This is a genomic window from Yeosuana aromativorans, from assembly GCF_014646655.1.
Classification (GTDB): Bacteria; Bacteroidota; Bacteroidia; order Flavobacteriales; family Flavobacteriaceae; genus Yeosuana; species Yeosuana aromativorans.
Window position 1 is genome coordinate 357,566 of sequence record NZ_BMNR01000004.1, and the last position, 19,948, is coordinate 377,513.

Below are 19,948 nucleotides of genomic sequence, written 5' to 3' on the forward strand. Positions count from 1 at the left end.
AAAAATTTGACATCCAAAAGTTATTATTTAGACGTATATAAAGTATAAATTTTCCGCGTTATGCGTCTATATATATCAAAAGAGCTTCAGTAAAAAAACTGAAGCTCTTTTTTTTTGTGTAAAAATCAGCCTTTAAAATCCTCTCTGACATGTGTTCCGTCACAATACGGTTTATTGCCAGACATACCACACCTACAAAAGGCCGTGGTTTTATTTTTGGATTCAGTTGAGCCATCTTTATGGGTTACTTTTAAAGTTCCGTAAACTAATAACGGACCATTTTCCAATACTTCCACTTTCGTCTCCAAATGCTCAGCAGACTGATCTTTTTTATCGTTCATATAAAAACTTAAAGCACCAGAAGGGCATGCTTTTACTTGATTTACTAACTTCTCAGTTGACGCGGCATTAATGTTAATCCATGGTTTTTCTTGAGGTTTAAAAACGTTTGGTAAGCCTTTTACACAAATGCCTGAGTGAATGCATGTTTCTGGTTCCCAAACTACAGTAACTTCTCCATTGCTATATTCTTTTGTTTTGCCCATAATCCTATTTTTTTATTAAATATACAAAAAATGAAATCATTAAATATCCAGGCTTTCTGTCTTCCTTTCTAACTTTAGAATTCTTATTTTTGTTAGAAACCAAAAACAAAATACTTTGTCAAAATACAAGTTAGGTCTTGATTACGCTAAACAACAAGACCACAATGACGATTTATCCATTTACAGGAATCAATTTTATATTCCAAAAGACACACATGGAAACGAATTGATTTACATGACCGGAAACTCACTTGGTTTACAGCCCAAAACCACAAAAGCATATATTGACCAAGAACTTGAAGATTGGGCAAATTTAGGTGTTGAAGGCCATACACAAGCAAAAAATCCATGGTTAAAATATAATGAATACTTAACTGAAAACATGGCAAACATAGTGGGCGCCAAACCCATTGAAGTGGTAGTCATGAATACCTTAACAGTAAATTTGCACCTTATGATGGTGTCTTTTTACCAGCCCACAAAAACACGTTATAAAATTTTAATAGAAGCCGATGCCTTTCCTTCAGATAAATATGCTGTTGAATCGCAATTAAGACATCATGGTTTTGATGATAAAGATGGTTTGATTCTTTGGAAAGCAAGAGCTGGTGAAGAACTGGCTAATTATGATGATTTAGAAGCCATTTTCAAAGCACATGGCCATGAAATTGCATTGGTTATGATTGGAGGCGTAAACTACTACACTGGGCAATTTTTTGATTTAAAACGCATCACTAAATTAGGCCATCAATATGGCTGTATAGTTGGTTTTGACTGTGCCCATGGCGCTGGAAACGTAGAACTCAATTTGCATGATTCGGGAGCCGATTTTGCTGTTTGGTGCACGTATAAATATTTGAATTCTGGACCAGGCAGTTTGGCCGGATGCTTTGTCCATGAACGCCATGCCCATAAAAAAGACTTAAACCGATTTACAGGTTGGTGGAGCCATAACAAAGAAACCCGTTTTAAAATGCGCGACGACTTTGACCAATTGCCGGGTGCTGAAGGTTGGCAATTGAGCAATCCACCCATTTTATCCATGGCCGCCATCAAAGCATCCTTGGACATGTTCAATAAAGTTGGCATTAAAAAATTAGTAGAAAAGTCAAAAAAACTGACTGGTTATTTTGAATTTTTGATTCATGAACTTAATGATAAACACATTAAAATAATCACGCCACAAAACCCAGAGGAACGTGGTTGCCAGCTCTCAATCCAAGTCAAAAACGCAGACAAAAGCTTGCACCATAAATTAACGCAAGCTGGTGTGATTAGCGATTGGAGAGAACCCGATGTGATTCGCTGTGCGCCTGTTCCGCTATATAATTCATTTCAAGACGTCTATCATTTGGTTGATACTTTGAAAACCATATTACATGAATAAACAACAAAATATATTGATTATTGGCGCTGGACTTTGTGGTTCGCTTCTTGCCTTACGTTTAGGCCAACGAGGCTATCATGTAACCGTCATGGAAAAACGCCCTGATTTGCGAAAAGTAAACATCAGTGCTGGGCGTTCCATTAATCTTGCTTTTTCAGACAGAGGAAACAAAGCCATGAAATTGGTTGGTATAGAAAATCAAGTTAAAGCGCTTTGTATCCCTATGAACGGCCGTATGATTCATGATAAAGATGGCAACACGTTTTTATCAAATTATAGCGGTCGGGATTATGAGTACATCAATTCAATTTCGCGTGGAGACCTTAATGCTTTGCTTTTAGATGAAGCTGAAAAACACGAAAATGTATCTATATACTTCAATAGAAAATGCAAATCAGTAGATTTTGAAAATACAACAGCCCTATTTTATGATTACGAATCAAAAACAGAATTCGTAGAAGATGCCGATGTAATTTTTGCAACTGATGGCGCTGGTTCAGCCATGAGAAAAAGTTATTATTTAGGTAAAAAATTCCTGTTTAGTTTTTCACAAGATTACCTCACACATGGTTACAAGGAATTATCCATTCTTCCAACAAAAGAAGGTGATTACAAAATCTATAAAAACGCTTTGCACATTTGGCCACGCGGATCGTTTATGCTCATAGCCTTGCCTAATTTAGATGGCAGTTTTACGGTTACCTTATTTTTAAGCCATGATGATGGTGAGTATAATTTCAGCAATCTTACAACTCCTGAAAACGTAACCGATTTCTTCAAAAAAGAATTTCCTGATGCGCTTGAGTTAATGCCAAATTTGATAGAAGATTTCTTCAAAAACCCAACATCCCCTTTAGGCACCGTAAAATGCTCGCCTTGGCATTTTAAGGGCAACACCTTGCTAATGGGTGATGCAGCCCATGCCATAGTTCCGTTTTACGGACAAGGCATGAATGCTTCTTTTGAGGATGTGGTTGAATTTGACACTGTTCTTGAAAAGCACAAAAACCCAAGCACAAAAAGTGATTGGGAAACCATTTTTAAAGCCTACGAAAGAACGCGTAAAAAAGACACCGATGCCATTGCTGATTTGGCCATTGATAATTTCCATGAAATGAAAGAACACGTCAATCATGATTTGTTTAGGGAAAAACGTAACTTGGAAATGGCTTTAGAACAACATTTTCCAGAAGAATATACATCAAAATATTCATTGGTAACATTTAATGAAAACATTGGCTATAGAGAAGCCATGTTGAAAGGTCGGGCACAGGACAAAGCCATTTTAAATATGTTGGCTGACAAAAAAATTGATTTGAATGGTGATTTGAGAAGTATTTTAGATAAAGTTAAATTTGAAACCGAGGCCATTCTTGAAGATGATAGAATTGCTGGATTAAAATAGAGTATATTTAAATATAAATTTATTCGATTCACAGCCTCAATATCGTTGAAATGTAGAATATAAAAATAAAATCTTTAAGAATTTTTGAAGCCTTGGAGGAAATTTAGATTTTATTTTTGGTTTTCATGTAATGAAAAATTCCTTATTTCAACTTGACCTTTTTGGTTCGTTTTGTGTTAAGACAAAAATGAACCAAATAAAAACCAAAGAGATTCTGAAACAAGTTCAGAATGAAAAGAACAAGATTATGAGCAAAGACAAAACCGTGACCCCAAGAGGCGCCTATCCTCACACTAAACGCGTAGGTGATTTTATATTTGTTTCAGGCACCAGTTCGCGCCGTGCTGATAATACCATTGCCGGCGTGGATATCATTGACGAAATGGGAACAAAACGATTAAACATTGAAGCCCAAACACGGGAAGTGCTCTTAAATATTGAAAAAAACTTAGCTAAAGAAGGTGCCTCGTTAAAAGATGTGGTAGATGTAACCTCATTTTTAGTGAACATGAATGACTTTGCTGGCTATAATAAAGCCTATGCTGAATTTTTTGACGCAGCATCAGGACCAACTAGAACCACAGTGGCCGTACACCAATTACCACATCCTGATTTGGTAATAGAAATTAAAGTGATGGCATATAAGAAAAGTGAATGATTGAACAAAATGGTAGAAATTAGAAGCTTAGTCAAAGAAGATTTTGAATCAATAGCCAGTCTTTCAAATCAATTGGGTTATATAATAAATCCACAAGATTTACTTGTTCAACTCAAAACAATTTTAAAAGATGGCAACCACCATTTATTTGGAGCTATTAAAGACAACAAATTAGTTGGATATATACATTCAACCCAAGTTATAGGGTTAACCTCTCTTCCTTTTACTGAAATAATGGCATTAATAGTTTGTGAAAAAGAAAGAGGAAATGGTATAGGAAAACAATTAGTAAAAAAAATTGAAAATGTTTGTTCTGATAAAAAAATACGTGTTCGTTGTAACTCAAAACGTGAACTAGCTCACAAATTTTACTATAACATGAATTTTAGTCTCAACAAAGAACAAAAAGTGTTTGAAAAGGCAATTTAAATGAAAAACATCCAAAACTACATCAACGGTCAATATGAAGATCCAATCAGTAATGAATGGCTGGATAACTATTGCCCAGCTAGCGGAGAGGTTTATGGTAAAATTCCTAACTCATCCAAAGCTGATGTAGAGAATGCTTATATCGCTGCTAAATCAGCATTCCCTGTTTGGTCGCAAACCACGTTGGAGGAACGCAGCAGAATCCTTATAAAAATATCCGAATTATTAGAAACCCATTTACAACGCTTTGCTGAAGCCGAAAGTAAGGACAATGGCAAACCCATTAGTTTGGCCAAAGCGGTTGATATTCCAAGGGCGGCCAGTAACTTTCGCTTTTTTGGGAATGCCATTACCCAATTTGCCAGTGAAAGCCATGAAAGCGTTGGGCAAGATGCCATCAATTACACCTTACGACAACCCATCGGTGTGGTGGGTTGCATCTCACCTTGGAATCTTCCAGTCTACTTGTTCACTTGGAAAATTGCCCCTGCCATAGCGGCCGGAAATTGCGTGGTTGCCAAGCCCAGTGAAATCACCCCTTTGACCGCTTATCTTTTAGGAGATATTTGCAATGAAGCTGGTTTGCCAAAAGGTGTTTTAAATATTGTTCATGGTTTGGGAACAACCACTGGACAAGCCATTATAGAACATCCAGATATCAAAGCCGTCTCATTTACCGGTGGTACCAAAACCGGAGCCCACATAGCTAAAGTATCTGCTCCTTTGTTTAAAAAATTATCATTGGAACTGGGAGGCAAAAACCCTAATATCATTTTTGCAGATTGTGATTATAATGATATGTTGGAAACAACCGTTCGGTCTTCCTTTTCCAATCAAGGGCAGATTTGTTTATGTGGTAGCCGGATTTTTGTGGAAGCTTCTATTTATGATCGGTTCAAAATAGATTTTATTAAAAAAGTAAAGCAATTGAAAGTTGGTCATCCATCTGAACCTAAAACAGACATTGGTGCCTTGGTATCAAAACCTCATCTTGAAAAAGTGATGAACTATATTGGCATTGCAAAAAAAGAGAACGGAACCATTCTTTGTGGTGGCAAACCAGTAATTGTGAAAGGTTATGAAAATGGGTATTATTTAGAACCCACCGTTATTGAAGTTCCAACGGATGAATGTAGAATCAACCAAGAAGAAGTCTTTGGCCCGGTAGTGACCATAATGCCATTTAATACTGAAGATGATGTTTTACAAATGGCCAACAAAGTAAAATACGGTTTGTCTGCCACTATCTGGACCAACGATTTGAAACGAACCATGCGTATGAGCAACCAAATTCAAGCTGGAATTGTCTGGGTCAATACCTGGATGATGCGTGATTTAAGAACCCCTTTTGGCGGTGTAAAAGCATCTGGCATTGGCAGGGAAGGCGGATTTGAAGCCTTACGTTTTTTTACCGAAGCTAAAAATGTGTGTATAAAATATTGAAATAACTATGTCATCTCTCGACTCCACTCGACCCGACATAATAACATAAATAAAATGAACTTAAACTTAAACAATAAAAACGCACTCGTCTGCGGAAGCACTGCCGGTATTGGAAAAGCAACAGCAATTGCCTTAGCAAATGAAGGTGCCAAAGTAACCTTGGTGGCCAGAAACAGGGAGAAGTTAAAAGAGGTATTGGCCCAAATGCCCAACAGTGAGAACCACAGCCTTATTGTGGCCGACTTTTCAAACCCCAGGGACTTGCAAGAGCAAGTCTTGAAATTTGTTGAAAACATAAACGGATTCCATATTCTTGTGAACAACACTGGAGGCCCCAGAAGCGGTGATATTTTAAATGCCAGCTTGGATGAATTTGATAATGCCTTTACGCAACATTTAAAATGCAACCATGTTTTGGCCCAAGCAGTTATTCCGTTTATGAAAGAGGAAGGTTATGGCAGAATTGTCAATATTATCTCCACATCTGTCAAAGAACCCATTCCGGGTCTTGGCGTAAGCAACACCATCAGAGGGGCCGTTGGTAATTGGAGCAAAACGCTTTCTGTTGAATTGGGCCCATTTGGTATTACCGTCAATAACGTGTTACCTGGTTTTACTAAAACCGAACGCCTTAATGAAATCATAAAAATAAAAGCCAATGCCGAAGGAACTTCGGTTGAGAATATGGCTAAAATCATGAAAAACTACAGTCCCGCAAAACGATTTGCCAAGCCTGAGGAAACGGCCAATGCCATTGTGTTTTTGGCCAGTGAAGCCGCTGGGTATATTAACGGAATTAACCTTCCTGTTGATGGTGGACGAACAAAAAGTTTGTAACTTTATATTTTAATAATCGCGTGAGGGATTGAAGCGAGCTACCATGTAGCGCGAAAAGCCCGACGCTTTATTGCATGAAAAACAATAAAGCGGCACGCTCAAAAACACACACTATGAGCCATTTAGTTTCTCCCTTGAATTTTAAAGCATGGATTGATGAACATCGCCATTTGTTAAAACCTCCCGTGGGCAATAAAGTGGTTTGGAAAGACGGCGACTTTATAGTGATGGTTGTTGGTGGCCCTAATAGCAGAAAGGACTACCATTATAATGAAACACCTGAGTTTTTCTACCAATTGGAAGGAGATATAGTCCTTAAGATTATTGATAATGGTACGCCAAAAGATGTCCACATTAAAGAAGGCGATATTTACTTGTTACCACCCAAAGTACCACACTCACCTCAACGTGGCGCCAATACAGTGGGATTGGTCATTGAGTACAAACGTCCTGAAGGCATGCGAGATGCCTTAGTCTGGTTTTGCGAAAATTGCACTACCAAACTTTATGAAGAAGATTTTACAGTGAAAAACATAGAGACCGATATGCCTAAAATTTTTGATAAGTTTTATGGTGACTTGGATAAACGAACATGTCCTAATTGCGGTAAAACCATGGAACCTCCCAAGAAAGTAAAGATTGATTAAATTTTATGACACCTAAACTGCGTATTAACGGCCATTCCCATTTATTGCCCTATCCTGAGGAAATTCCTGATTTCATGAGAGAGAAAGGGATTTTTTGGGTTGATAAAGACCGAAAATTCATGCTTCAAAAAGATTGGAGTCGCCCAGTGACCGATTCCAGTTTCTTTTTACATGAAAAACTGGAATGGATGGAACGCTATAACATTGACCACGCTGTTGTATTAAACCTGTCCCAACTTTACGGTAATGGTTTACGCGTTGAGGAAATGAAGCAGGCCCTTAGGTTTCAAAACGATTTTAATGCCCGTATTCAACATGACAACCCCAGCAAGTTTACCTGTGGTTTTGTAGTGCATCCCGGATTTGTACGGAGTGCCTGCTGGGAAATTGAACGTTGTGTAGAAACGCATGGTATGCAACTGTTATGTTTGCCTACCCATTATATGGATACCATTGGTACTTGGCGTTGTATTTTTGATGAAGAAAATGAACCTATTTTTGAGCTGGCCAGCAAGTATAATTTAGCTGTTGAAATTCACCCGTATGATGGCGAAAAATTTATAAAACTGGAGAACACCTCATGGCGTTTTCATCTCATTTGGATGTTGGCCCAATGTGCCGATGCTTATCATTTTTTGACCTTGAATGGCTATCAAGAAAAATATCCCAATATGCGTACCTGCTTTGCCCATGGTGGCCAATTGGCACAAATTAATTTAGGAAGGCGTATCCAGGGATTTGATGGCAGACCCGATTTATTTGAAGGTAAACACCATCCCAGAAAAGCGGTTGGCCACAAAAATATCTTTTTTGATACTTTGGTCCATGATACCGGTTCTCTGGAATTATTGATTAAAAACCAAGGTGCCAAACAAGTACTTATGGGATTGGATGACCCTTATCCGTTAGGCGAAATGGAAAGTATTAAGCAATCGTCATATCCCGGTAAAATATTAGATCTTGCCATGGAGCGCCATATTATTACTGAAACCGAGCGCGATGCTATTTGGCAAGACAATGTGATACAATGGCTATGCGGTGATGATGAAACGGCCAAGAAACAATTAATGAACAGAATTTTATCATAATGCACTTTATTCCTGAAGATTTAGACGATTATATTTCTAACCATTCTGAAGACGAACCCAAACTGCTCCAAGAACTTAATAGGGAAACATACCAAAAAATCTTGCAGCCACGTATGTTGAGCGGACATTATCAGGGTAGGGTTTTAAGTCTGATTTCAAAAATGGTCCACCCAAAGAACATATTGGAAATTGGCACGTATACTGGATATTCGTCCTTGTGTTTGGCAGAAGGCATGCAAAAAGAAGGCGAATTACACACCATTGATATCAATGAAGAACTGGTCGATTTTCAACGGAAGTATTTTGAAAAATCACCTTTTGGAAACCAAATCATTCAACATCTGGGACATGCTTTGGAAATCATTCCAAAACTCGATAAAAACTTTGACCTTATCTTTATTGATGCCGATAAAGAAAATTATCCCAAGTATTTCAACCTTGTTATAGACAAATTAAACAACGGTGGCGTTATTTTATCTGACAATGTGTTGTGGAGTGGCAAAGTTATTGAAGCTATTAAACCTGACGACCTGGATACCAAGGCCTTAATTGAATACAATAAGCTTTTAAAAGAGGATAAACGAATTGAAACGGTTATATTGCCTATTAGAGATGGCTTAACAATTAGCAGGAAACTGGACTAAAGTTTACGTTTTACAGAACCTGTAAAATCCTCTAAATCATCCTTAACCTTTTTTAGATTATCTCCAATTTCTTTTGTAATACTGGAGTCAAGGCCATTCTTTTCAGCACTTTTGGTTATTTCATTTTTAATGTCATTAGTAGCATCTTTGAGGGTTCGCATGCCTTTAGCCAATCCTCTAGCAATTTCTGGCACCTTATCGGCACCAAAAACCATGACGACAATAAAAAGTATGAATGCTATTTCAGCACCACTAATGAATAAAAATGTAGGTTGATATATCACAGTGCAAATATACTAAGTGTTTGATTAGAATAAAAAAAAGCCGACTATAAAAAATCGGCTTTTAAAATATTTTTCATCTAACTTTTATGAGCGCTTTTAAATTTATCAAAATCACTCTGTTTAATTTCTTTAGGCCATGAATTATTGGAGGTATCAATATCCGATGTTTCTTGGTTTGGATCTACAGTAATACTTACAATTTCTTTATCTGAAGCCACAGCTTTACTGACCTCTTTATCATTAAGACGCCATATTTGAGCTGGATATGTTACTGTTTTTGAAGTGCCATCGGCATAACTGTATTTAACAATTATTGGCATCACCATGCCACCTGGTTTTTCAAATGTAATATTGTAAAAGTATTTTGGCACTTTCATGTTGGCTCTTTCTTCTTTACTGAAGTTGTCCATTACATATTCCTTAAGCGGCACACTATTTTCTAAAGGATCACTGTCCTTTAGATTAGCATCGACCCCTTCAGTACCTTCTTCTGATAAATAAACAAAGTCATCTGCTTTTAAATTGTATCGTTTATAACGTTCCAATATTTTTTCTCCATCTTGGCTAGGTTTTGAGGTCACATAATATTTTTTAACATCCTTAACCCCTATATCAACCCAATCTGTTGTGTAAAACCAGCCTCTCCAAAACCAATCCAAATCCATAGCTGATGCATCTTCCATAGTTCTGAAAAAATCTTCTGGTGTTGGGTGCTTAAACATCCAGCGGTGAGCATATTCCTTGAAAGCATAATCAAATAGTTCATGGCCCATAATGGTTTCACGCAACATGGTTAATCCCACAGCTGGTTTGGAATACGCATTGGATCCAAAATTATAGACATCCAACCCTTTACTCATTATGGGCGCAATATAATCTTGATTTCCTCCCATATATGGAATAATGGATGTTGGATCACTATTTCTGGCAGGAAACACTGTATCGCCTGGTGATAATGCTTCCGGATACGTTTCTCCCATATCTTTCTTGGCTATGGTTTGAAGAAATGAATTTAAACCTTCGTCCATCCAGGTCCATTGGCGTTCATCACTGTTTACAATCATTGGGAAAAAGTTATGCCCAACTTCATGAATAATAACTCCCATCATACCATACTTTACTCGGCTGCTGTATGTCCCGTCTTCATTAGGACGACCATAATTCCAGCAAATCATAGGGTATTCCATCCCTTGGTTTTTGGCATGGACTGAAATGGCTTTATGATAAGGATAATCAAACGTCATTCTTGAATAGGCTTTTAAGGTAACGGCCACTGTTTTGGTAGACCATTCTCCCCAAAGTGGATTGCCTTCTTTAGGATATAATGACACTGCCATGACATCTCTATCACCTATTTTAACGGCCATCATGTCCCAAATGAATTTTCTTGACGTTGCAAAAGCAAAATCACGCACATTCTCAGCATGGAATTTCCACGTTTTGGTGTCTTTTGAAAATCCTTTTTCTGCTTGTTCAGCTTCCGCTTGTGTAACAATTAAAACCGGTTCTTTATAAGATTTTTTAGCTTTCTCATAGCGTTCCATCATGACTTTTGAGAATACATCTTTTCTATTCATCAAAACACCTGTTCCATCTAAAATATGATCGGCTGGTACTGTAATGTTTACATCAAAGTTTCCAAATGGTAATGCAAATTCATCACGCCCCCAAAACTGGGAGTTTTGCCAGCCTTCAACATCACTATAAACCGCCATACGAGGATAAAACTGGGCTATTTCATAGGTTCTATTGCCGTCTTTAGGAAAATACTCATATCCTGAGCGATCTCTTTCTGGAACATGATCGTTGATATTATACCACCATTTAATAGAAAAAGAATATTTTTCACCATGTGCCAATGGTCTAGGCAAATCCACACGCATCATGGTTCTATTTATCATATAGGGCAAGGAAGCCCCATTTGTTGCTTTAACTTCCTCAATATTAAACCCTCCATCAAATGAATCTTTCAAATATCGATTGGCAAATTTTGATATTTGTTGAACGGGAGCCACACCATCACCTTCAATAAGTGGTGATTTGGAATCTTTGGCACGTTTGTTTTGATCTAATTGAACCCATAAATATTTTAATTCATCTGGTGAATTGTTAGTATACGTAATGGTTTCAAAACCAGATATTTTTTGGTTTTCATCATCCAGCACAATATCCATTTTATAATCTGCTTCTTGCTGATAATAATCGCTTCCAGGAGCACCCGAAGCCGATCTGTATCTATTGGGCGTAGAAAACTCATCATACAATTGTTTGAATTTGTTATTGTTTGTATGTCCTGTTTTTGGTTTTGTTTGGTCTTGGTCTTGGGCCAATACGCCTCCTGAGATTAAGAGAGCTGAAAGAAAATAAAAAATAGGTTTTTTCATTATTGATTTTAAATTATTTGTAATAGATTCCCTTCATAACAAATAATCATTCAAATCATTTGATTAAAAGGGTCTCAAAAATAACAAAATCATATCTGTACCTATATTTTTTAATTAAATTTTAACATGGCTGTTTGATCGCTTTTGTTTAATAAAAACCCTTTTTGTTTGGAGTAAATCTTGGTCTTTATCATATTTTGTTGATCTTCAAATAAATCAAACAAAACTTGATTGGTAATTTCAATTGAATTGATTTTTTTAACGTGTTGGATTTCAATGTAACACAGCATGATATCATTGTCATATTCTTTTCCTATAAAAACCATACTGGCATCATGTCCGTTGATTTTGATTTTGATTTTATCTTTTAAATATTTTTCAACATAACCATTTACGCTAGCTTTTTCATCTTTAACAGCCAACTCAATATTATCATCATATCGCTCACGCAACACTTTCTCAAAATCATCAATGAATATACGTGATGTTATTTGAACGGATTCCTTGTTTTCAACATAATCCAATTGGGTTACACTGATGTAATATTTATGAAAGCCTTTAAAAGCCATTAAGGGCAATACAACCACCAACAGCAGAATTTTTATTGTTTTCATCGTGTTTATAAAACTTATTTTATGTTCAAAAGTAATTTATTTTATTTGGTCAAAAAGCATTCCAAAACGTTAATCTTTATTGCCATTCAAATTTTCCAGATACTGTTTGTATTTCATTCTTAAAAAGATCAGAATTTTAAAATCGGTTTGATTTTTACAGTATTTGATAAAATTTTCATCATCGGCACAGAAATAAAAAAAATCGTTTACCAAATCAGCATCCAACGGATTGGACATTAAAAAATCTTTTGACAACCGCGTTTTTATACTATGCAAAAGTTCTTCTTTTTCTTCGAGTTTAATATGTTGTTTCAACATTTTTGTTCGGCCTGTTATGGCATTTATTATTGGGTTTAAAGGAACAATACCACTGCCTGTTGTTGCTTCATTCAATCGCCGTTCACTTTGGGTTGCAGGCTTGCCCGTATAACCCGGAATTCCAACATCAAAAAAGTTTATCGGTGGATCGCCTTCTATATTTTTGATATCAGACAATAAGTTTCCTGTTAAAATTTTACCAACAACAACTTCATCTAATTGATTTACTTTTTCTTCCAACGGAACTACAAGAAATTTATTAGCTATCAAATTGTCATCAACAATAACACTGTAGGGTTTGTGCTGAATGGAAGAAAATTGTAACGTATCATTTAAACGTACCCTGATTTTAAAATTCCCATCGCTATCTGTTATTGTAAACTCGTGAGCTGCTTTGTTGATTACATTGATGTTTTCAACATCAAGACTACTTTCTACCTTACCATGAATTTCAACAGTTTGCGAAAATGCACCTTGCACATGGGTTCCTATCAAAAGAAACAAAAAGCACCTTATTTTTGCCATTATTCCTTTTTCAAAAACAGTTTACTTTGCTCGGTAACAAACTCTATAAGCTGCATTTCATGTTCTGGCTTTAATAATTCTTGAGTCATGCCATTTGATTTCAAAAATTCAACAAAAGCACCAACAGAGTCCTGCGGAACATGAAACCTTTCACTTATATATTTTTGGGAATAAACATCAATCAATTCTTTTTGTTCTAGTTCATATTGTAAAGCGTCGTCATTCTTTGCCCTTTTTTTATGCTTGGAAAACAGCTTGAATATTTCAACAAAATTAACACCGTTATACAGTTGGTTCTTATTGACCACAGAATTCAAAGCATCTTCAATAACTTGATTATCCACCGCATTATCTACAGAAAGCATATAAGCATCCATGTTACCAAAATCCATATCAATGGAAGGCGGTGGTTTTATGTTTTTAATATCCTGTAATAAATACCCGGAAAGACCGAAAGTCAATAATACGGCGTCAAGATTATTAATATGTTCTCGTAAAAATATTTTTAATTCTTTTGAAGATATAACGGTATCATCTATAGTAATAACAACAGGCTCAAATTGTAAAGCCGAAACCTCAATACGGTCATTTAAAGCGACTGCAATGTTAAATTCCCCTTTATTATTCGTTACAGTACCTTTGTTTGATGACGTGTTGAAAACTGTAATTCCTTCAATATCGGTATTCGTTGTAAGAATGACACCCTTTACAGCAACACGCTCTACTGTTTGACTTCTTACGGAAGCCATTAGGAACACAATAATTAGGAATGATACTGTTTTTTTCACGTACATTGGTTTAAAAGATAAAGAACGGCTATCAAATCTTAAAGTTAATGAAAAGATACTTTAAAGTTTTGTTAAACCCTACAAATACTTAATTTTACCTAAAGTAATTTTTATGAAAAATATCATCATAGCCAGCACATCAACGCTTCACGGAAGTGATTATTTAGAATATATTTTAGACGAGTTAAAGCTATTTTTTAATCAAGCTAATGAGATTCTTTTTATTCCTTATGCAAGGCCTGGTGGCATATCTTATGATGATTACACCAAAAAGGCAAAAGATGCTTTTTCAAGAATCAATAAATCCGTAACAGGCATTCACACTTTTGAAAATCCAGTTATTGCCATTGAAAAGGCTCAAGCCATTTTTGTAGGTGGAGGCAATACGTTTGTATTGTTAAATCAATTGTATAAGCATGGTTTAATGACTGTTTTAAGAGATGCCATAAACAATGGAACACCTTATTTAGGAACTAGTGCCGGCAGTAATATTTGTGGACTTACCATAAAGACCACCAATGATATGCCGATTGTGTATCCACCTAATTTTAACGCTTTGGGATTGGTTCCCTTTAATATAAATCCACACTATTTAGATCCAGATACAACTTCAAAGCATATGGGGGAAACTAGGGAAACACGCATACAAGAATTTCACAATTTTAACACCAATCCTGTGATTGGTCTTCGTGAAGGGAGTTGGCTATTGGTAAAAGATCATTCAATAGTTTTAAAAGGCTCCTTATCTGCACGGGTTTTTGAATACCAAAAAAAGCCTTATGAGGTAGAACCAGAAACAGAATTAAACGCTTTAAAATAAAAAAGCCTCATCTTTTTGATGAAGCTTCTTGAGCGGGAGACCGGGTTCGAACCGGCGACATTCAGCTTGGAAGGCTGACGCTCTACCAACTGAGCTACTCCCGCAATTCTGTTACAAATATATAAAATCTATTTTGTCATTTACAAGAAAAAAAATAGAGTTTCACAAAAAATATCACCCTAAAATTTTAAGGCTTTCAAACTTTGATTTTATTAAAAAAAAGAAATTCTAAACCATAAAAAAGCCTTGTTTAACAAGGCTTTTCAATTGACTAATTCAAAATAATTATATGGATTTTTAATTATTTTTTATCTAAAGTATCTTCAATAATGGCTTGAGCATCTGTTGCGCCGTGCAATTTTGCGTAATCGGCTGCAGTCATCCCTTTGTCTGATTTTGCTTTTAGATTAGCGCCTTTTGAAATTAATAACTTTAAGATTTCTGTCCTGTTATACTTAGCAGCATACATTACAGGGGTCATTCCATTGGATTTTTGATTCACATCAGCTCCTAGATCCAACAGTTTTTTTACGGTTTCAAAATCACCTTTGGCTATTGAAACACAAAATGGACTTACTTTAAATACAGATACTAACGTGTTATCATTAACAACACTGTTAAGGGATTTGGCGTTTACAGTGACAACTGAAAAACATAATGCGATTGCAGAAATAATGATTGTTTTTTTCATGATGAAAGATTTTAATTTGATTATTGATTCGTTTTTTGATATACTAAAGAGACGACTGTTTTTTTAATGTGTTACAGAAAGAACCAGACAATAACGTTTTTTTAACATTTCATTTTATGCAATCATTCCATACTTTAACTTAAAAAATTATCGAAAACCCTACTAATAAATAAGTATTTCGGAAAGCCATTTTAAGGGTTTTCTTATGAAACTTCATTATCTTTGATACCTATTAAAATCATCTAAAAACATGAACAAAAAAGTCATCTTAATGATACTTGATGGATGGGGAAAATCACCCGATCCCAAAGTATCTGCCATTGATAATGCAAACACACCATTTATAGATTCTCTTTATACAAAATACCCTAATGCCTCCTTGCGCACCGATGGTTTGCATGTAGGATTGCCCGAAGGGCAAATGGGAAACAGTGAAGTTGGGCACATGAATCTTGGCGCTGGGAGAATTGTATACCAAGACTTAGTGAAAGTAAATCTAGCCGTAAAAAACAAAACCCTTAATAAAGAACAAGTTTTAGTTGATGCCTTTAAATATGCAAAGGACAATAATAAAGATGTTCACTTTTTAGGTCTATTGAGTGATGGTGGCGTACATTCCCATATCAATCATTTGTTTGGTTTACTGGAAGCGGCCAATGATTTTGGTTTAACAAACACCTATGTCCATGCGTTTACAGATGGCCGTGATGTTGATCCTAAATCCGGTTATGGTTTTTTAACTGAATTGGAGGATCAATTAGATAAAACAAACAGTAAACTGGCATCTGTAACAGGTCGTTATTATGCCATGGATAGGGATAAACGTTGGGAACGTATTAAATTGGCTTATGATGCCGTAGTAAACGGAATTGGTGATTTCTCTACCAACATAACAGAATCTATGGAGGCCAATTACAAGAATGACGTCACCGATGAGTTTATTAAACCCATCGTCATGGTTGACAAAAACAACCAACCTGTTGCCAAAATTAAAGATGGTGACGTGGTTATCTTTTTTAACTTTAGGACCGATCGCGGACGTGAACTTACCGAGGCTTTATCACAAAAAGATTTCCATGAGCAAAACATGCATAAATTAAATTTATATTATGTAACGCTTACCAATTATGATGATAGCTTTAAAAACATCCATGTTGTTTTCAATAAAGACAATCTAACCGAAACTTTGGGTGAAGTTTTAGAAAAACACAATAAAAAACAAATCCGTATTGCCGAAACAGAAAAATACCCTCATGTTACGTTTTTCTTTTCTGGTGGACAAGAAACACCATTTAAAGGCGAAACAAGAATTTTACGAAATTCACCAAAAGTAGCCACGTATGATTTACAACCAGAAATGAGTGCTTATGAATTGCGGGATGCTTTGGTGCCAGAATTACAAAAAGGTGATGTTGATTTTGTGTGTTTGAATTTTGCTAACGGGGATATGGTAGGCCACACCGGTGTCATGGAGGCAGCCATAAAAGCTTGTGAAGCGGTTGATGAATGTGTAAAAGATGTGGTAACAACAGCTCTTGACAATGGCTACACCACTATTTTGATTGCCGATCATGGCAATTGCGAAACCATGATCAATCCTGATGGTTCACCAAATACGGCACATACCACAAACCCTGTTCCAGTAATTTTAATTGATAAAGAACTCAAACATGTAAAAGATGGGATTTTGGGTGATATTGCGCCTACCATCCTTAAACTTATGGGAATTGAACAACCAGAGGCCATGACAAGGCATTCATTAGTTTAAAAAAATAATTATTGTACATTTACAGCAACCAAATGGTTTTGTACAATGAATTTTAACGATAAGCTTATTATTGCGGTTGACTTTGATGGAACCATTGTGGAAGACGATTACCCAAACATTGGTAAACCAATTATATTTGCTTTTGAAACCTTAAAAAAACTACAGGAAGAAGGACATAGGCTCATACTATGGACTTACAGAACTGGTGACAAACTTGAAGATGCCGTTAATTTTTGTGAAAATAACGGTGTCTTTTTTTATGCTGTAAATAAGAGTTTCCCCGAAGAACAGTATGATGATTCCATTAGCAGAAAAATTCATGCTGATTTGTTTATTGACGATAGAAATATTGGTGGATTTATAGGCTGGGGTGAAATTTACCAAATGCTTATAGGACCTGAAGACATTCCAAATCAACAACAAAACAAAAAGAAAGGATTCTTTGATTTCTTTAAATAGTATCCTTATATCAATTCATAGTAAGCCTTATCAATAGTCTCCCTGTGTTCTGGATGTGCAATATCAACCAAAGCCTTAACCCTATTTTGTATTGTTTTGCCGTACAAATCGGCAATGCCATATTCTGTTACAATATAATGCACGTGAGCTCTGGTAGTTACAACACCAGCACCTGGTTTTAATGAAGGCACTATTCTGCTGATTCCAGTTTTGGTGATAGAAGGTAATGCAATAATGGCCTTACCGCCTTCACTTAAGGAAGCACCCCTTATAAAATCCATTTGACCGCCTACTCCAGAATAAATGTTGGAACCAATAGAGTCGGCACAAACTTGTCCGGTTACATCAACCTCAATAGCAGAATTGATAGCTACCATTTTAGGATTCTGTTTAATAATGGACACATCATTTACATAATCTGATGCGCGCAATTCAATAAATGGATTATCATCTACATAATCATATAAACGTTTTGTCCCCATTAAAAATGTAGCTAGAACTCTCCCAGGGTTAATGGCCTTGTAATTGCCATTGATAACATCCTTTAAAATCAAATCAATGACACCATCCGAGAACATTTCAGTATGCAACCCTAAATTCTTGTGATTTGTAAGACGCGATAACACCGCATTAGGGATGACCCCTACTCCCATTTGCAGGGTGCTTTGGTCGTCAATTAAACTCGCCACATAATCGCCAATTTTGTTTTCCACTTCTGTTGAAACAGGCAAATCATGGGTAGGAATGGGTTCATTGCATTCCACAAACAGATCTATTTCTGTATGGTGGATAATGCCATCGCCATGCGTTCTGGGCATTTGAGGGTTAACTTGAGCTATAACAATTTTAGCATTTTCAATAGCGGCCAAAGTGGCTTCAACAGAAACCCCCAACGAACAATAGCCATGTTTGTCTGGCACCGAAACATGGATCAAAGCAACATCAAGCGGTAAAATATTCCGTTTAAACAATAAGGGCAACTCACTTAAAAACACAGGTGTGTACGATCCGTTCCCTGCTGCCAAGGTATGTCTGATATTGTTTCCAACAAAAAAGGAGTTGATATGAAAACTATCACGATATGCTGGATCGGCATAAGCCGTTTTGCCTTCTACATGTAAATGGCACACCTCAACATTTTTCAACTCTTGATATCGCTGCGTCATGGCGTTCATTAAAATCTGGGGGGCCGCTGCAGCCGCTTGCACATATACCCTGTCGTTTGACTTAATAACTTTAACAGCCTCTTCAGCACTAACAATTTTATACATAACCACTAATTTATAATACAAAATTATTGATAAATGATAGGATAAAAACTGTCCAAAGTCATACTAATATAAAAAACAATAAAAATTTAATTTTAAGTATCTTTGCACATATTTTACAAAACATGATCATTACAAAAACCAGAGAGGAAATTGAATTGATGCGTGAAAGCGCACTAATAGTTTCAAAAACATTGGGCATTCTTGCCAAAGAAATCAAACCCGGTGTAACCACATTGCATCTTGATAAAATTGCCGAGGAATACATTCGCGACCAAGGAGCCATTCCTGGGTTTTTAGGGTTATATGATTTCCCTAACACCTTATGTATGAGCCCAAATACCCAAGTAGTACATGGTATTCCCAATAAAGAACCTTTGGTTGAAGGCGATATTATATCAATTGATTGTGGTGCCCTAAAAAATGGTTTTTATGGTGACCATGCCTATACGTTTCCTGTTGGAGAAATTGACCCAGAAACCGAAAAATTGTTGAAGGTGACCAAAGAGTCCTTATATGTTGGCATCAGGGAATTTAAAATAAACAATCGCGTTGGCGATGTAGGTTATGCTATTCAAAAATACTGCGAAGACCATGGCTATGGTGTGGTTAGGGAATTGGTTGGCCATGGCTTAGGAAAAACCATGCACGAAGATCCAGAAATGCCCAACTACGGAAAACGTGGACGTGGCAAAAAATTTGTTGAAGGCATGGTAGTCGCCATTGAACCCATGATCAATATGGGAACGCACCGTATCAAGCAACATACAGATGGCTGGACCATTACAACGTTAGACAACAAACCAAGTGCCCATTTTGAACATGATATCGCCATTATTGACGGCAAACCAGAGTTACTTTCAACCTTTGCATATATTTATGAAGCCTTAGGAATCACCTCTAATGAAGAAGATGAGTTTAGGCAAACCGCATTAATTCTGTAATC

General features: G+C 36.3%; 21 protein-coding genes and 1 tRNA gene. 13 read left to right on the top strand and 9 right to left on the bottom strand.

The features are described 5' to 3' along the window. Nucleotides 1–125: 125 nt before the first annotated feature. Entirely contained in the window at nucleotides 126–545 is a 420-nt protein-coding gene (locus tag IEW94_RS10825; RefSeq protein ID WP_188652857.1) for a (4Fe-4S)-binding protein, read from the bottom strand. A gap of 115 nt (nucleotides 546–660) precedes the next feature. Here IEW94_RS10825 and kynU point away from each other — a divergent pair, with 115 nt between their 5' ends. The 9 genes from kynU to IEW94_RS10870 all read left to right on the top strand — a co-directional run bounded on the left by kynU (nucleotide 661) and on the right by IEW94_RS10870 (nucleotide 9,083). After that, the gene (gene kynU / locus IEW94_RS10830; RefSeq protein ID WP_188652859.1) at nucleotides 661–1,932 is read left to right on the top strand and encodes a kynureninase; all 1,272 of its coding nucleotides are present in this window, start codon (nucleotides 661–663) and stop codon (nucleotides 1,930–1,932) included. Next, on the top strand, nucleotides 1,925–3,337 hold the full coding sequence (locus tag IEW94_RS10835) for an FAD-dependent oxidoreductase (protein ID WP_188652861.1): 1,413 nt from the start codon (nucleotides 1,925–1,927) through the stop codon (nucleotides 3,335–3,337). Before kynU ends, IEW94_RS10835 begins: the two co-directional genes overlap by 8 nt. 247 nt (nucleotides 3,338–3,584) lie before the next feature. Next, nucleotides 3,585–3,995 carry a RidA family protein gene (locus IEW94_RS10840; RefSeq protein ID WP_188653082.1) on the top strand — a complete coding sequence of 137 codons (411 nt, stop codon included), beginning with the start codon at nucleotides 3,585–3,587 and terminating at the stop codon, nucleotides 3,993–3,995. Nucleotides 3,996–4,004: 9 nt separating this feature from the next. Continuing rightward, nucleotides 4,005–4,424: a GNAT family N-acetyltransferase gene (locus IEW94_RS10845; RefSeq protein WP_188652863.1), complete on the top strand. Its 420-nt coding sequence runs from the start codon at nucleotides 4,005–4,007 to the stop codon at nucleotides 4,422–4,424. Then, on the top strand, nucleotides 4,425–5,867 hold the full coding sequence (locus IEW94_RS10850) for an aldehyde dehydrogenase (protein WP_188652865.1): 1,443 nt from the start codon (nucleotides 4,425–4,427) through the stop codon (nucleotides 5,865–5,867). It begins immediately after the preceding gene. A 54-nt stretch (nucleotides 5,868–5,921) separates the two neighbouring features. Continuing rightward, entirely contained in the window at nucleotides 5,922–6,704 is a 783-nt protein-coding gene (locus IEW94_RS10855; RefSeq protein ID WP_188652867.1) for an SDR family oxidoreductase, read from the top strand. Between the two features lie 113 nt (nucleotides 6,705–6,817). After that, on the top strand, nucleotides 6,818–7,351 hold the full coding sequence (locus tag IEW94_RS10860) for a 3-hydroxyanthranilate 3,4-dioxygenase (RefSeq protein WP_188652869.1): 534 nt from the start codon (nucleotides 6,818–6,820) through the stop codon (nucleotides 7,349–7,351). Between the two features lie 5 nt (nucleotides 7,352–7,356). Continuing rightward, nucleotides 7,357–8,439, top strand: coding sequence for an amidohydrolase family protein (locus IEW94_RS10865; protein WP_188652871.1), 1,083 nt, complete (start codon nucleotides 7,357–7,359; stop codon nucleotides 8,437–8,439). Next, a complete protein-coding gene (locus IEW94_RS10870; protein WP_188652873.1) occupies nucleotides 8,439–9,083 on the top strand; it encodes an O-methyltransferase in 645 nt (214 codons plus the stop codon). The genes IEW94_RS10865 and IEW94_RS10870 overlap by 1 nt, the downstream gene beginning before the upstream one ends. Here IEW94_RS10870 and IEW94_RS10875 read toward each other — a convergent pair. The 5 genes from IEW94_RS10875 to IEW94_RS10895 all read right to left on the bottom strand — a co-directional run bounded on the left by IEW94_RS10875 (nucleotide 9,080) and on the right by IEW94_RS10895 (nucleotide 13,996). Continuing rightward, nucleotides 9,080–9,367, bottom strand: coding sequence for a Sec-independent protein translocase subunit TatA/TatB (locus IEW94_RS10875; protein WP_188652876.1), 288 nt, complete (start codon nucleotides 9,365–9,367; stop codon nucleotides 9,080–9,082). The genes IEW94_RS10870 and IEW94_RS10875 overlap by 4 nt on opposite strands. Nucleotides 9,368–9,444: 77 nt before the next feature. After that, a complete protein-coding gene (locus IEW94_RS10880) occupies nucleotides 9,445–11,751 on the bottom strand; it encodes a M1 family metallopeptidase (RefSeq protein WP_188652878.1) in 2,307 nt (768 codons plus the stop codon). A 110-nt stretch (nucleotides 11,752–11,861) separates the two neighbouring features. After that, nucleotides 11,862–12,365 (bottom strand): DUF6702 family protein, encoded by a 504-nt coding sequence (locus IEW94_RS10885; protein WP_188652880.1) that lies wholly within the window; start codon nucleotides 12,363–12,365, stop codon nucleotides 11,862–11,864. A gap of 69 nt (nucleotides 12,366–12,434) precedes the next feature. After that, entirely contained in the window at nucleotides 12,435–13,208 is a 774-nt protein-coding gene (locus tag IEW94_RS10890) for a carboxypeptidase-like regulatory domain-containing protein (protein ID WP_188652881.1), read from the bottom strand. Further along, nucleotides 13,208–13,996, bottom strand: coding sequence for a carboxypeptidase-like regulatory domain-containing protein (locus tag IEW94_RS10895; RefSeq protein WP_188652883.1), 789 nt, complete (start codon nucleotides 13,994–13,996; stop codon nucleotides 13,208–13,210). Before IEW94_RS10895 ends, IEW94_RS10890 begins: the two co-directional genes overlap by 1 nt. 112 nt (nucleotides 13,997–14,108) lie before the next feature. On the opposite strand from IEW94_RS10895, the gene pepE reads away from it, so the two are divergent. After that, entirely contained in the window at nucleotides 14,109–14,816 is a 708-nt protein-coding gene (gene pepE, locus IEW94_RS10900) for a dipeptidase PepE (RefSeq protein WP_188652885.1), read from the top strand. Between the two features lie 31 nt (nucleotides 14,817–14,847). On the opposite strand, the gene IEW94_RS10905 is transcribed toward pepE, so the two are convergent. Together IEW94_RS10905 and IEW94_RS10910 are read right to left on the bottom strand one after the other, a co-directional pair. Further along, a tRNA-Gly gene (locus IEW94_RS10905) sits at nucleotides 14,848–14,920 on the bottom strand. Nucleotides 14,921–15,117: 197 nt separating this feature from the next. Next, on the bottom strand, nucleotides 15,118–15,507 hold the full coding sequence (locus tag IEW94_RS10910) for an ankyrin repeat domain-containing protein (protein WP_188652887.1): 390 nt from the start codon (nucleotides 15,505–15,507) through the stop codon (nucleotides 15,118–15,120). Nucleotides 15,508–15,757: 250 nt separating this feature from the next. Here IEW94_RS10910 and gpmI point away from each other — a divergent pair, with 250 nt between their 5' ends. Continuing rightward, entirely contained in the window at nucleotides 15,758–17,275 is a 1,518-nt protein-coding gene (gene gpmI / locus IEW94_RS10915) for a 2,3-bisphosphoglycerate-independent phosphoglycerate mutase (protein ID WP_188652889.1), read from the top strand. Nucleotides 17,276–17,320: 45 nt separating this feature from the next. Continuing rightward, nucleotides 17,321–17,734: a BT0820 family HAD-type phosphatase gene (locus IEW94_RS10920; protein WP_188652892.1), complete on the top strand. Its 414-nt coding sequence runs from the start codon at nucleotides 17,321–17,323 to the stop codon at nucleotides 17,732–17,734. Between the two features lie 5 nt (nucleotides 17,735–17,739). Here IEW94_RS10920 and IEW94_RS10925 read toward each other — a convergent pair whose 3' ends face one another. Beyond that, nucleotides 17,740–19,005 carry an acetyl-CoA hydrolase/transferase family protein gene (locus IEW94_RS10925; RefSeq protein WP_188652894.1) on the bottom strand — a complete coding sequence of 422 codons (1,266 nt, stop codon included), beginning with the start codon at nucleotides 19,003–19,005 and terminating at the stop codon, nucleotides 17,740–17,742. 122 nt (nucleotides 19,006–19,127) lie between these two features. Between IEW94_RS10925 and map the strand changes: the two genes are divergently transcribed. Next, entirely contained in the window at nucleotides 19,128–19,946 is an 819-nt protein-coding gene (gene map / locus IEW94_RS10930) for a type I methionyl aminopeptidase (RefSeq protein ID WP_188652896.1), read from the top strand. The last annotated feature ends 2 nt before the right edge of the window (nucleotides 19,947–19,948 follow it).

Excerpts from the sequence above, each read along its gene's own strand:
- IEW94_RS10825 (WP_188652857.1), bottom strand. The coding sequence starts at position 545 with ATGGGCAAAACAAAAGAATATAGCAATGGAGAAGTTACTGTAGTTTGG.
- IEW94_RS10835 (WP_188652861.1), top strand. The coding sequence starts at position 1,925 with ATGAATAAACAACAAAATATATTGATTATTGGCGCTGGACTTTGTGGT.
- IEW94_RS10840 (WP_188653082.1), top strand. The coding sequence starts at position 3,585 with ATGAGCAAAGACAAAACCGTGACCCCAAGAGGCGCCTATCCTCACACT.
- IEW94_RS10845 (WP_188652863.1), top strand. The coding sequence starts at position 4,005 with ATGGTAGAAATTAGAAGCTTAGTCAAAGAAGATTTTGAATCAATAGCC.
- IEW94_RS10850 (WP_188652865.1), top strand. The coding sequence starts at position 4,425 with ATGAAAAACATCCAAAACTACATCAACGGTCAATATGAAGATCCAATC.
- IEW94_RS10855 (WP_188652867.1), top strand. The coding sequence starts at position 5,922 with ATGAACTTAAACTTAAACAATAAAAACGCACTCGTCTGCGGAAGCACT.
- IEW94_RS10860 (WP_188652869.1), top strand. The coding sequence starts at position 6,818 with ATGAGCCATTTAGTTTCTCCCTTGAATTTTAAAGCATGGATTGATGAA.
- IEW94_RS10865 (WP_188652871.1), top strand. The coding sequence starts at position 7,357 with ATGACACCTAAACTGCGTATTAACGGCCATTCCCATTTATTGCCCTAT.
- IEW94_RS10870 (WP_188652873.1), top strand. The coding sequence starts at position 8,439 with ATGCACTTTATTCCTGAAGATTTAGACGATTATATTTCTAACCATTCT.
- IEW94_RS10880 (WP_188652878.1), bottom strand. The coding sequence starts at position 11,751 with ATGAAAAAACCTATTTTTTATTTTCTTTCAGCTCTCTTAATCTCAGGA.
- IEW94_RS10885 (WP_188652880.1), bottom strand. The coding sequence starts at position 12,365 with ATGAAAACAATAAAAATTCTGCTGTTGGTGGTTGTATTGCCCTTAATG.
- IEW94_RS10890 (WP_188652881.1), bottom strand. The coding sequence starts at position 13,208 with ATGGCAAAAATAAGGTGCTTTTTGTTTCTTTTGATAGGAACCCATGTG.
- pepE (WP_188652885.1), top strand. The coding sequence starts at position 14,109 with ATGAAAAATATCATCATAGCCAGCACATCAACGCTTCACGGAAGTGAT.
- IEW94_RS10910 (WP_188652887.1), bottom strand. The coding sequence starts at position 15,507 with ATGAAAAAAACAATCATTATTTCTGCAATCGCATTATGTTTTTCAGTT.
- gpmI (WP_188652889.1), top strand. The coding sequence starts at position 15,758 with ATGAACAAAAAAGTCATCTTAATGATACTTGATGGATGGGGAAAATCA.
- IEW94_RS10920 (WP_188652892.1), top strand. The coding sequence starts at position 17,321 with ATGAATTTTAACGATAAGCTTATTATTGCGGTTGACTTTGATGGAACC.
- IEW94_RS10925 (WP_188652894.1), bottom strand. The coding sequence starts at position 19,005 with ATGTATAAAATTGTTAGTGCTGAAGAGGCTGTTAAAGTTATTAAGTCA.
- map (WP_188652896.1), top strand. The coding sequence starts at position 19,128 with ATGATCATTACAAAAACCAGAGAGGAAATTGAATTGATGCGTGAAAGC.